The following is a 12,255-nucleotide window of genomic DNA, read 5'->3' as shown; positions in this document are numbered from 1 at the left end:
AGTCCATGGCAGGCCGTTATGATCTGAATACCATCATCCGCGGTTATTCCCTCCGCATGGGAAAACCCCGCTTCAACTTCACCTCCTTTACAGCCTATGCCCAGAAGTATGCTGAGCGGCTTGTGAGTGAGGGGGAAGAGATCGACCCGCGTCTGAGTGCTCCGGAACAGCTTGATTCACAGCTGGAGGAGCTTGCCTCCAGAGGAATTCTGCGCCTGGAGAAGCAGGACGACCGGATAAAGACGATCTTCTATCCGAAATTCTACTACTACGAGATACACAAGCTTTACAAGGATATCGAGCAGAAACCTGAGGAGCCTTTTCCTTCCCTGGAGAGTACCGGGTACGAGATTCCCGACGGCGCCATGAACACAGTGGATGTGAAGACCGAGTTTGTTGAGCTCCTGAAAAAGAAAGACGATCAGGAGATTGTCAGACTCACCTTTCCCGACACCATCCCCTCGATTCTGACCACCTCGACCATGGTGGAAAATAAAATGCTTGAGTTCTCGGTCCAGAAAATCCGCAATTACCTGAATACCCACCGCAATGCGGAGTATATGCAGAGCCGGATGCGGGGAATCTTCAAGAACCGGGAAGCGAGCCTCAAGGACATGTTTTCCAAGGTCCTGACCCAGGTTCGGACTTCAATCTCCTCCCTGCTTGAACCGACGGATTTCTCCTTTCAGTTCTGGACACACCTGGCCAGTTCCATGATTCAGGAGTACAACAAGAAGAACAACCGTACCGCCCTGGAGAATGCCTATATTCAGTCCGCCTATATGCTGGGACTCTACAATATGTACTACAAGAGCATATCCCAGCGGGAAAAGGACAAGGAAAACGCCTTGAAGCAGGTGCGTCAGGGATTCCGGAACGCGCCCTACTTCTTTACCTTCAACAGTATCCACTCCTTCAAGGATAAAAACGGTGTGCCCCTCTCCAAGAGGTTCTCCCTGGATGATCTCAACGCATATTTGCGGAAACTGACCACCTCCGGGGACAATAAACAGCTGCCGGAGGTGGTGCGGGTCAGGACTCCGGACAATAAGGAGTATTTTATTCACCGGGAACTGATCATCCCTCTCACCCTGAAGAAGCTGCGGGACACCAATGAAATCCTGAAAAGGGAGTATCAGAACCTTTTTACCCTGCTTCTGAACAACTATCAGACCAGCCCCGAAATGAAGAATGATGAAGCTTTTATCCGGGATCTTGAACGTCGCCTGAAGGAGGAGGATCCTCTGCTCTCGGGGCTGCTCAGGTTTGATCTGCTCTTTTTTGCCCTGGAATCGGGGAAGTACGGCTTCGAAGCGACCAAAAATACCCAGGATCTCTTCGATTCCCAGCACCATTCCCTGAAACCCCTGGATGAGGTGCTGAAACTCAAGCGGGAGGAGCTGGTAAAGGACGCCAAGTTCAAGATTCCCCTGTGGAAAACCATCCCTCTTTTTGTAGCGGTGGCAAAGTTTTTCCGGAGCTTCTCCTCGGGCTTCAGCAGGAACAATCACGTACGAAGCGGTGGGGAGAAAAAGATCAAAAAGCGTGCCCGGGGCGAAGGATTCGTATCGACGTCTCTCTCTGACATGGACCAGCACGATGCTGCCCCTGTATCTCCCCCAAGTACCGGAGGAGCAGGCAAAAAGAAGGATCTCCTGAACTACAAGGAGGCTCTTGAGGTTCTGAAACGGAGAGTCGCGGGCAACGATAAGCCCATCGATCAGTCTCTGGGCGAACTGGCGGAGAAATGGAATCCCCTCTACGACCCCCAGGCAAAGGCAAACCTGGTGGAGGATGTCAATTCTCTGATCAGGGATTTTATCAGGTCGATCAAGAAACATTTTCGGGTGAAACCGCCGGACCTGGCCCGTATAGAGAATATGGCCCGGCAGTTATCTGAACATGATGCCTTTGATCAGATCAAGAACAAGGCTGCGCTGATGACCTATATAAAGCTCTATATTATCAAGATCCTCGGTAATCAGCGTATCAGTTAGGGAAGATCCTAGTGCTTACGGAACTCTTTCCAGGCGGCTGAGACCCCGGCCTCCAGGTCCTTGAGAGCGCTCTTGAGTCCTTCGCTCAGGTCCCGTGCCGCTTCTCCGGCGGATTTGCCGAACTCCGATGACTGGGCAACAAGTTCCTTCCGTTTTTTCTCCAGTTCCGCTATGCGGGTATCGATCTGTCTGCGAATTTCTCCCGAGAGTTCCTTCCTCCTGGCTTTCAGCTCCTCCAGTTTTGCGTCAACCTTGTCGATGGTGCTGTTGATGTTGCTTTTCAGTTTTTCCTTATCTTCTTCTTTCATGTCGGTACCTCCGCTTATTGTTTCCTCCCAGCAAAAGTACCCATGAACACATGGGAAGGCAAGGAAAGATCGGGGTTGTCCGGTTCAGTCGGCTGCAGGACCCGGTAGTCCCTGCAGCTTCACAGGGACCTCGGAGCAGCTGTTCCGTATGAAAGAGATCACGACCGGAACAGCACCCCGAAGGCTGCCATGCTTCTGGTTTACTCCTTTTCCTGTACGGGGACAGCCGCCAGGTGCAGTTCCCGGTACTGATCCGGTTCCGCCGGAGAAGGAGACTCGTCCATGGGAGAGATTCCCACCGTGTTTTTCGGGAAAGCGATCACCTCGCGGATCGAGTTCTCTCCGGCCATGATCATTACCAGCCGGTCGAGTCCCGGAGCGATCCCGCCGTGGGGCGGCGGTCCGTAGCGGAAGGCGTCCAGCAGAAAACCGAAACGGTTCTGGGCCTCCTCCTCGCTGAAGCCGACGATCTGGAAAATCCGTTTCTGGATCTCCGGATCGTGGACCCTGATGGAGCCGGAAGCCAGCTCAAACCCGTTGCAGACCAGGTCGTACATGTCGGCCCGGACATCCCCGGGATTCTTTTCCAGGGTGTCCAGGTACTGTGCCTGGGGCATGGTGAACATGTGGTGTGCAGGGTCCCATTTCTCTTCGTCGCTGTTCCATTCGAAGAGAGGAAAATCGATTATCCAGCAGAAGTTGAAGGTCCCCTCGGGAATCAGTTCCAGGTTGCGGCCCAGACGCAGGCGTACGGCCCCCAGGGAGGTGCAGGCGGTATGACGTTCATCTGCGACGCAGAGAATAAGGTCTCCGGGCCCGGCCTCGAGGCTGGAAAGGATCTCCTGTGCCCGGGGGGCGAAAAATTTGGCGATGCCGCCGTCAAGCTCGCCGGAGTCGCTTACCTTCATCCAGGCCAGGCCCTTGGCGCCGTAGGTTTTTGCAGTCTCTTCAAGTTCGTTGATCTGTTTGCGGGAGTATTCGGCGCAGCCCGGTGCAACCAGGGCCTTTATTACTCCACCGGATTCCAGCACGCCTTCGAAGACCTTGAATCCTGACCCGGAAACAAAGGAGGCGAAGTCCTGGAGTTCCATGCCGAAGCGGAGTTCCGGTTTATCGCTGCCGAAGCGGTCCAGGGCTTCAAAGTAGGGAAGCCGGGGAAAGGGGCGGGGCAGATCGATGTTCATGGTTTTTTTGAAGATATGGGCCATCATCCCTTCGGTGACGGCGAAAACGTCGTCCTTGGAAACATAGCTCATCTCCAGGTCGATCTGGGTGAACTCCAGCTGACGGTCTCCCCGGGCGTCTTCGTCGCGGTAGCAGCGGGCGATCTGAAAATAACGGTCACAGCCGCCGACCATAAGGATCTGCTTGAAAAGCTGGGGCGACTGGGGCAGGGCGTACACCTTTCCGGGATGCAGCCGGGAGGGAACGATGAAGTCACGGGCACCTTCGGGGGTGGATTTGATCAGGGTCGGGGTCTCTATTTCCAGAAAACCCTCCCCGTTCAGAAACTCGCGTACCGCGAAGGTAACATCATGGCGCAGCCGTATTTTGCGCTGCATCGAAAAGGACCGCAGATCAAGGTAGCGGAATTTCAGGCGCAGGTCTTCCCTGGCGTCGCTTTTCTCGTCAATCATGAAGGGAAGGACCTCGCAGCGGGAGAGGATTTCGATCTTTTCCGCCTTAAGCTCAATCTCGCCGGTGGGAATATTGGGATTCGGATTAAGCCGACTGCGGACGGTTCCGACAACGGCGATACAGTATTCAAACTTGAGTTCCGCCGCGGTCTCTTTGACCTCCCCGGCGGCGTCTTCGTCGACAACAATCTGGGTCAGACCATAGCGGTCCCGGAGGTCGATAAACTGGACCCCGCCGTGGTCGCGGCGGCGATGCACCCATCCGTTGAGAGTAACCGTAGCGCCTTCATCGGCGGCGCTGAGCTGTCCGCAGGTAGCGGTTCGTTTGTAGTGTTCCATGGTAGTCTGACTGTAGCATTAGCCCCGCTGTACTGGCAAGATCTGAAAATCAGTCTTCAGGATCTGCGGCGCATGCAGATCCGGCAGCCGTTGACATGGACGTGGACCTTGCCGGAGTTTTCAAAGAGCCGGGCAAACACCAGCTCGTCTCCTTCGAGTTCCCGTTTGCAGGAGGGGCAGTAGCGGCGGTGGGTCCTGTTGGGGGGATAGCAGTAGGGGCAGCCGTAGATCTCCGCCAGGCGGTCACCTTTTCCGGGGTACACCACCGAATGGACCCTCTCTCCCGGCTGCAGCATGCACCCGCAGAGGGGACAGGGACTGCGTTTTCCTGTTCCCGGAAGTTCTTCCGGGACTGCGGGCCTGTATTTCAGGTCCCGGGACGGGGAGAGACGGAAATAGACGCCAAGCAGCAGCACAATCAGGGCCGCCATCAGTGCAAGGATTATCAGGTTCATGGACTTCCCTCGCTCATTTTTCGGCAAATCCCGGGAGTATCAGCAGAGTATAGCCCCTTTTTCGTAAAAAGAATTGGAATTTGTACCGAAGCTTAGTACAATAAGATGTGGGTAGCCTCTTTATTGTTGCAACACCGATCGGAAACCTGGGGGACATAACCTTCAGGGCGGTGGAAGTTCTGAAGAATGTGGAAGTAATTGCCTGCGAGGATACCCGGCAGACCGTCAAGCTGCTGAATGCCTACGGTATTCGGAAGCATCTGATGAGCTGCAGGGCCGGAAACGAGGCTAAAGCGGCGGAAAAGCTTGTGGAGCACCTCTCCGGGGGCGCCGATGTCGCCTATGCATCCGACGCGGGTACTCCGGGATTGAGCGATCCGGGGGCGGTTTTGTGTAACCTTGTCCGGGATGCCGGTTTTCCGGTCGTCCCTCTGCCCGGGGCTTCAGCTTTTGCTGCGCTGATCAGTGTGGCAGGCTTCGGAGGACGAACGGTTACCTTCGACGGCTTTATGAGCCCCAGGGAGGGGAGGCGCAAGCGGAGACTGGCTGAACTGCTTGAGCGGGAAGAGAATTTTATTCTCTACGAGTCTCCTTTCCGTATCCTTAAGCTTCTAAAGAATCTTGCGGAGCTTGCCCCGGATCGCAGAATCTGCCTGGGCAGGGAGATGACCAAGATCCACGAGGAGTTTTTGCGGGGGTACCCGGCGGACATCTTGACAGAACTTGGCGAACGGTCCAGCATTAAGGGAGAGTTCGCAATTATGGTTGAGGGAAGGAATTTTTCTCAATCTTATGGGGAAAATGACGATAATGTCAGTGAAAGGAAGGGATGAGAAATGACAATTGAGGGTCTTGGACCGATAGATTCAATCTCAAAACTCAAGAAGAACAGCAACACTTCCAAACCGGAAAAAGTGGTGGAGAAGGATTCAGTCAACGTATCCTCAGAGGCGAAGAATCTTGCCGAGCTCTACCAGGTTAATGAGGCTGTGAAAAACAGCGCGGATATACGCATGGACCGTGTTGAGGAAGTAAAGCGAAAACTTGAAGATCCGAACTATATCAACGACAAGGTCATCGAGATGGTTGCGGACAACATAATGAAGAATTTCGGCCTCTAAAACTCATCCATAACCAGGACAAGGATATACAATCCCCCCGCAAGGGGGATTTTTTTTGCCCTGCCCAAAAGCACGGATCCGTACTATACTCATCGTCATGGACAGTCTCGCCTTTTATATGCCCGGAAGGGTCATCTTCGGCCTCGACTCCCGCCTGCGTCTGGGAACCGAAGCCCGCAGGTTCGGTTCCAGGGCACTCGTCATTACCGAAACAGCCTTTCGATCCTCAGCACTGCTGAAGGAGCTGCGTTCCAGCCTGGAGAGCGCCGGGGTCGAGACAATCAGCTATGCCGGGATAGGCGCAGAATCAACGAGCAGGGCCGGAGAGGAGTGCCTCGATCTGGCTAAATCCGCCAGAGTCCAGATGATTATCGGCTTCGGCGGCCTGCGGGTCCTTTCCCTGGCAAAGGCGGTGGCCGCCTTCGGCGCGGGTATCTCTGATCTCGACAGCCTCAAGGAGAAAGGGGAGGCCGGCACATCCGTCTATCCCTATATCGAGGTTCCCACCTCCTGCAGAAACCCCTTTATGCTGCGGGAGGATTTTTTTCTCATCGATGCCCGTAACCGACACAGCTCTGTTTTTCGTCGCAGAGAGGCTTTTCCGAACCTGGTCATCCTGGATCCGCGGTATGCGGCGGGCCTGTCCGAACGGAACCGTTCCGCCATTCTTCTGGATACGATGCTGAGTTCCCTGGAAGGCTATTTCTCCCAAAGCAGCAATTTTATCTCCAATACGATTTTTCTGCGCTCCCTCGGGCTGCTTGCCGGGTGTATCGGTTCGGTGCATGAAGAGGACCCTTCCGGGCCTGATCTCTGTTTGTACCAGGCAGGGCTGCTCTCTGCCTTCGGCCTGACCATGGGATCCCCGGGAATGGGAAGTGCTGTGGCCATAACAGCGGGAGGTCTGTTTCAGGTGCCGAAATCCGGGATTGCGGCCCTGATGCTGCCGGTGATTCTGGAATACGGACGCAGGGCCTGTCCCGCCAAACTTGCCCGTATGGCTCCCATCCTCGAGGAGGACACCCGCAGAATGGGGACTCCCGCTGCGGCTGATACGGTTATCGCCTCCCTGCGGCGCAAAATCGATTCGCTGCAGCTTCCGCTGCGTTTCAGCGACTACGGACTCGGCCCCCGGGAGCTTCCGGTCCTGGCGGATGCGGCGACAGCAATGGGCCTGGCCGACCAGATGCCCCAAGCCCTGGATCAGGAGGAGCTCCTAAACCTGCTGAAAGAGGTCCTATGATCGCCCTGCGAAAGCTGGCGGGACTGTCGACGAAAAACCGTCTGCGTAAGGCTGCTGAGCTTCTTCGCGGCTTTGAGGCCGAGATACGGGCGTCCAGACCGGTGGACAGCTATTATCTGGCGGGACTGTGCGAAACCCTGGTACGTTCCGATACGGCGGACGCCGTACGGGAACGGGCGGTAAAGCTGGAAGAGCGGCTGCGAAAAGCCGGTCTTAGCCTGTCTGGCCCCCTGTCGCCTGACTTTGGCAGAGAATGCGGGGTAATCTGCACTATTATTCTGACAGAACTTGGAACAGCCCTGGCGGACTGGGATCTGCGGATCCCCGGAACAGAGCTTCTCGATTCCGGAGCGCGACGTGTGCTGCCCGTCGATCTTTTTCTGGAAGACCTGCGTTCTCCCTTCAATGTAGGGAATATTTTTCGCTCCGCCGAAGCCTTCGGGGTGCGGCATATATACCTGAGTCCAGCCACACCGAGCCCCGAACAGCCCAGGGCAAGCCGTAGTTCCATGGGTGCGTCTCTGGCGGTCCCGTGGTCGGTGTGTAGCCTTCAGGAGGCCTGTCTTGCCTCCGGCGACAGTGGGAACGGCACGCAGGTCATTGCCCTGGAAACCGGAGGCACCGGTATCGGGTCGTACTCATTTCCTTCCGGGGGGCTGCTTTTGCTGGGGAACGAGGAGTGGGGCCTGAGTGAGGAGGCCCTGTTACGGGCCGATGTCAGGCTCTCCATCCCCATGGGCGGGGCCAAGGCCTCCCTGAATGTTTCAGTGGCCGCCGCCATTACTCTTCAGCGCTGGTTCGAGTCCAGGCAATAAAAAACCGGCGGAATGAACCGCCGGTTTTAACATGATCTGTTGAGTTCCTAGCGATGCAGGGCGCGTTCAATCTCCGGCTGGTTGAACCCCACGATGATCTTGCCGTTTACATCCACCACCGGAACACCCATCTGGCCCGACTTCTTTACCATTTCTTCCGCCCGGCGCATATCATTGGCCACATTATACTCCGTAAAGGAGATGTGATTTTCTCTGAAATACTGTTTCGCCTTATTGCAGTATACACAGCTTGGAGTGGTGTAGATTCTTACTGCCATTGTAGCCTCCCTCTCTTAATCGTATGCATATATATTAAATACTATATATATAAAAGTCAAGAGGCTTTTGTGTGGAATTACAATTTCTTGTTTCGTTCGTCGTCAAAGGCTAGGGACAGGCGCTGCTGCACCATATCCAGCTTATCCTGGGAGGTGATTCCGAAATCCCGGATAACTTCGGTTTCCAGCTGATCATATTCTATATCACCCCGCTCATACCCGCAGAGGGCGTTGGCCAGATAGACGGTGTAAACAACGTCCCGGAACTCGTTGTGAGCGGCCAGGGGATCATGGTGGTAACGGATGGCTTCGATAAGGGATACGGGGAAGTTCCACTTTTCTGCGATCAGTGCCCCGATTTCGGCGTGATTCAGTCCGGCGCTCAGGTCTTCGATGAAGTCGCGGTGAATATTACGGTCCGTGCAGAAGCCCTGGATCTTCTCCAGAAGGTTGGGATGTACATTGGAGAAGATGATTTTTCCCATATCGTGCAGAATGCCCCCCACATAGGCGTCATCCAGCAGCTCCTTCCTGCGTTTAAAGTTCTTTGCCAGGTTATAGGCGTAAAAAGCGGTCCGGTAACTGTGGTCCCAGAGCCAGCGCTGGTTTGAATCGAGGATTTTAAGGGTTCCGAAGGAGTAGAGCAGATTCTTGATACCCCGGAAGCCCACCAGTTTGACGGCCTCCACAATGTTGTCGACCCTCTTGGGCAGCATGAACTGGGCCGAGTTTACGTGCTTGAGAAGGTCCGCCGTCAGGGAGGGGTCGGTGCTGATCTGCCTGGCGATATCGGAGATCTCCGAATCGGGATCACTGATCAGTTTCTGAAGGTAGACGATATTGTCGGGAAACTGGGGCAGCTCGTTGATCTCGTTGACGATCTCCCTGGATAGTTCGTTGATATTCTCCAGGTGTACCGCAGAGAAAGGTACGGTAATCCGGGCAATGGTTTCGTCTCCGTCCACATCGATATCAAAGGCGTCCTCGTCCAGGCCCATCTTTTTCAGCATCAGTACCAGAATCACGATTCCCAGCCCGGCTCCCTCGGAATCATCCATCACCGAGGAGAGGGCCTCTTCCATGGAATCGAAGGCCCGGGAACGGGCGATGCGGTCGTAGACCCTGATCTGTTCCTTGCGGGAGATGCGGGAATTGTTATGGATGCTCATGGTAAAGGCATTGCCCTTGGCATGGTAGACGACCTTTACGTAGAGACCGGCGTCTTTCTGCTTGTTCAGGTAATAGTCGATGTTGTCCAGGGTTTCCTGCTTGAAGCGTTCCATTCCTTCTTCGTACTGCCGGGGATCGTTGATATCGAGGCTCTTTTCCTTGAAATAGATCCGTTTTGTGTTCGCTTTTTTTGCATTGACCGCAAGCTCCCGCATGCAGTAACCGATGCGGCTGGAGAGCTGATCCTGACCGAATTCCGAGAGAAAAATCTCGAGAATTCTTTCCATGTACTCTTCAGTTTCATGGGGAAGGGTAAAGGTTTTTATCGAAATTGGAATGGAATTCCTTGCTGCCCGTTTTATTTTTTCGACATCAACTGCTTTTGACATGTACACCACCTGGTAGGTATGACCTCTGGTGTATTCAGTATAGTCTCTGTAAAATTAGAGGTCAAGCAATCGTAAACGGTTATCAATTATTAAATTGCTTGACCAGGAGGGCCATGGCCCTCAGTTCCCGTTCGACCCGGCCGTTTAACGACTTGGGCGGGAACCGTCCGTCCCGTCCCGGTTCTCCCGCCGGTATGCCGGTGAGGATTTCCATCCCCTGATCGATGGTGCTTACGGGGTAGATATGAAACCGCCCGTCCTTCACGGCATCCCGGATTTCCGGGGGGAGAAAAAGGTTCTTCCTGTTCTGATCGGGAATAATTACTCCCTGCCGGCCGCTTAAGCCTCTCTTTTTACAGATGTTGAAAAAGCCGGAGATTTTTTCGCTGATACCTCCCACCGGCTGTATCTGTCCCATCTGGTTCATGCTGCCGGTTACGGCTATATCCTGCCGCAGGGGGAGCCTGCCGGCGGCGGAGAGCAGGGCGTACATCTCGGTGGAAGAGGCGGAGTCACCGTCTATTTCGCTGTAGGACTGTTCGAAACAGATTGTGGCATACATGGCCAGGGGAAAATCCACGGCGTAGCGTGCCCGAAGGTAGCCGTCAAGGATCAGTATCCCTTTGTCGTGAATTTCCCCGGAGAGGCCCACCTCCCGCTCAATATTAACCAGACCCTCTTCTCCGGGAGCGACCCTGGCGGTGATGAGGGTGGGCATGCCGAAGGCGTAGTATCCCCGGTCATGTATGGCCAGGCCATTGACCTTGCCGATCTCTTCTCCTTCGATGCTGATGAGAATATCCCCCTGGAGGATCAGTTCTTCGAGCTTTTCTTCGGGAAGGTTGAAGAGGTAGTTCCGCTCCCGCAATGCGAGCTGAACGGTTTCTCCGTCTATCTCCCGCTTGCCGCTTTTCCCTGCCCAGTAGGAGGCCTCCGCAAGCAGATCCGAGATAAGGGAAAACTGGGTGGAGAGTTTATCCCTCTGGTCCGCAAGATAGGCTCCGTAGGCGATTATCTCGGCCATACCGTCCCAGGAGATTTCCGGGCCCCCGGAATTCTTCAGGGATCGGCGCATGAAACTCATGTAGCGGGCAATGCCGTCGGGATTGAGGTCCATGCTGCTGTCGAATTCGGCGCAGATCTTGAAGAATTTTGCAAAATCCGAGTCTGCATTGTAGAGAATATCGTAGGCTCCTTCGTCTGCCACGAGGATAATCTTCAGGTCAACGGAGACCGCCTCGGGTTTGATCTGCGGCGCCGGAAGTCCCAGCATTCCCTGGGGGGGCTGAATCTCCACCATTTCGGTCTGCAGTACCCGCTTGAGCTGAAGCCATGCGCCGTCCTCCTGGAGCAGATCGTCAAGACGGATGACCAGGTATCCTCCGGATGAGCGGATCAGGGAGCCTGCCCTGATGGACATGAAGCTCATTACTCCCCGTCCGTTCATGTCCATGGAGAACTCGATGGTTCCCAGAAGGTTCTGGACTGTCGGATTGTTCTCGTAGATTACCGGGGGAGTCTCTCCTTCCCCGGCTTCCATAAGAATATTGACCCCGTAACGCAGGAAGATTCTGTTCCCCGCTGCGTCTTCCGCGGGTTCTTCTCCGGTGAAAACAAACAGACGGTCGATGATGTCCTGTTCCAGGGCCTCGAGGTAGGAACGGATCTGTTTCTGGGGAAAGGCCCGGTAGAGTTCTCCCATTTCGGTATGCAGGGGAGGACGAACGGTATCGGCCTGCAGACGGGCGAGCTCCTCTTCCATGGCTGCCCTGGAAAGCTGCAGATCGCTGAAGATGGAACGCATCTCGTCCATCAGACGGTAGTAGATCTCTCTGCGGCGTTCCCACTCCTCCTCCGCCAGGGCACCCGAGGCCACCATGCTCTGGAGCTGGTCGAAATCGGCTGCTTCGCCGTCGATGAGGGGAACAATATCCGTGGACAGGACGCCTTCATCCTCCACCCGGACCGCCGCAAAACCCTGGGCTGCCAGCTGGGCTTCGAATTCTGCCAGGCGGTGGTTTTCTTCCTTTTCGATTCCCGAAACGAGCCTGTCCCGGCGGTTCTTGTAGACCTCGCTGGAGAGCCGCGCCTTGATAAGGACCTTAAGCTTCTCCACGAGATCGTGGATGAGCTGTTTAAAGCGCCGGGCAGTCCCCGGGGGAAAGTAGAGCACCATGGGAACTTCTGGGCGCAGGAAGTTGTAGACGAAAGCGATATCCCGGTCCGGACCTTTCGTGGGGGGAAGCTCCTCCAGGATACGCCGGATCGCCGTATGCCGTCCGGTTCCGGGAATCCCGGAAACGACCAGGTTGAATCCCTTGGCGCGGATAAACGTGCCCATCTGGAGGGCCTTAACGGCCCTGGGCTGGCCGATTATCTGCTCATCATCCTCAGGGAAAGGAATGGCCTTCAGTTGTTCCGGGTCAATGGCAAAGGCGACCTCGTGGGGTCCCAGACGGTAAGCATCATTCATCAGTCTATAATGCGAGGCTCTTCCGCCCAC

General features: G+C 55.1%; 11 protein-coding genes. 5 read left to right on the top strand and 6 right to left on the bottom strand.

Annotated features, from left to right (window positions below):
* Positions 1–5: 5 nt before the first annotated feature.
* Positions 6–1,997, top strand: a complete 1,992-nt coding sequence (locus tag B4O97_RS07470) for a hypothetical protein (RefSeq protein WP_083049688.1) — start codon at positions 6–8, stop codon at positions 1,995–1,997.
* Positions 1,998–2,005: 8 nt separating this feature from the next.
* Here the strand turns inward: B4O97_RS07470 and B4O97_RS07465 are convergent, their stop codons facing one another.
* The 3 genes from B4O97_RS07465 to B4O97_RS07455 all read right to left on the bottom strand — a co-directional run bounded on the left by B4O97_RS07465 (position 2,006) and on the right by B4O97_RS07455 (position 4,736).
* A complete protein-coding gene (locus B4O97_RS07465; protein WP_083049686.1) occupies positions 2,006–2,305 on the bottom strand; it encodes a sll1863 family stress response protein in 300 nt (99 codons plus the stop codon).
* Between the two features lie 200 nt (positions 2,306–2,505).
* On the bottom strand, positions 2,506–4,281 hold the full coding sequence (gene aspS, locus B4O97_RS07460; protein WP_083049685.1) for an aspartate--tRNA ligase: 1,776 nt from the start codon (positions 4,279–4,281) through the stop codon (positions 2,506–2,508).
* A gap of 56 nt (positions 4,282–4,337) precedes the next feature.
* Positions 4,338–4,736 (bottom strand): hypothetical protein, encoded by a 399-nt coding sequence (locus B4O97_RS07455; protein ID WP_083049683.1) that lies wholly within the window; start codon positions 4,734–4,736, stop codon positions 4,338–4,340.
* A gap of 107 nt (positions 4,737–4,843) precedes the next feature.
* On the opposite strand from B4O97_RS07455, the gene rsmI reads away from it, so the two are divergent.
* From rsmI to B4O97_RS07435, 4 genes are read left to right on the top strand one after another with little or no spacing between them, the layout of a single operon-like run.
* A complete protein-coding gene (gene rsmI / locus B4O97_RS07450; protein WP_083049682.1) occupies positions 4,844–5,569 on the top strand; it encodes a 16S rRNA (cytidine(1402)-2'-O)-methyltransferase in 726 nt (241 codons plus the stop codon).
* 3 nt (positions 5,570–5,572) lie between these two features.
* Positions 5,573–5,857, top strand: a complete 285-nt coding sequence (locus B4O97_RS07445; RefSeq protein WP_083049680.1) for a flagellar biosynthesis anti-sigma factor FlgM — start codon at positions 5,573–5,575, stop codon at positions 5,855–5,857.
* A gap of 55 nt (positions 5,858–5,912) precedes the next feature.
* Positions 5,913–7,100 carry an iron-containing alcohol dehydrogenase gene (locus B4O97_RS07440; RefSeq protein WP_143305597.1) on the top strand — a complete coding sequence of 396 codons (1,188 nt, stop codon included), beginning with the start codon at positions 5,913–5,915 and terminating at the stop codon, positions 7,098–7,100.
* On the top strand, positions 7,097–7,915 hold the full coding sequence (locus B4O97_RS07435; RefSeq protein WP_083049676.1) for a TrmH family RNA methyltransferase: 819 nt from the start codon (positions 7,097–7,099) through the stop codon (positions 7,913–7,915). The genes B4O97_RS07440 and B4O97_RS07435 overlap by 4 nt, the downstream gene beginning before the upstream one ends.
* Before the next feature lie 47 nt (positions 7,916–7,962).
* Here B4O97_RS07435 and B4O97_RS07430 read toward each other — a convergent pair whose 3' ends face one another.
* The 3 genes from B4O97_RS07430 to B4O97_RS07420 all read right to left on the bottom strand — a co-directional run bounded on the left by B4O97_RS07430 (position 7,963) and on the right by B4O97_RS07420 (position 12,225).
* Positions 7,963–8,193 carry a glutaredoxin family protein gene (locus tag B4O97_RS07430; RefSeq protein ID WP_083049674.1) on the bottom strand — a complete coding sequence of 77 codons (231 nt, stop codon included), beginning with the start codon at positions 8,191–8,193 and terminating at the stop codon, positions 7,963–7,965.
* A 77-nt stretch (positions 8,194–8,270) separates the two neighbouring features.
* A complete protein-coding gene (locus B4O97_RS07425; RefSeq protein ID WP_083049672.1) occupies positions 8,271–9,752 on the bottom strand; it encodes an HDOD domain-containing protein in 1,482 nt (493 codons plus the stop codon).
* Positions 9,753–9,834: 82 nt separating this feature from the next.
* Positions 9,835–12,225: a Lon protease family protein gene (locus B4O97_RS07420; RefSeq protein WP_083049670.1), complete on the bottom strand. Its 2,391-nt coding sequence runs from the start codon at positions 12,223–12,225 to the stop codon at positions 9,835–9,837.
* Between the last annotated feature and the right edge of the window lie 30 nt (positions 12,226–12,255).

The organism is Marispirochaeta aestuarii (assembly GCF_002087085.1).
Taxonomy (GTDB): domain Bacteria; phylum Spirochaetota; class Spirochaetia; order JC444; family Marispirochaetaceae; genus Marispirochaeta; species Marispirochaeta aestuarii.
Note: the sequence above shows the minus strand (reverse complement) of the source record. Positions and strands in the feature narration are given on the sequence as shown.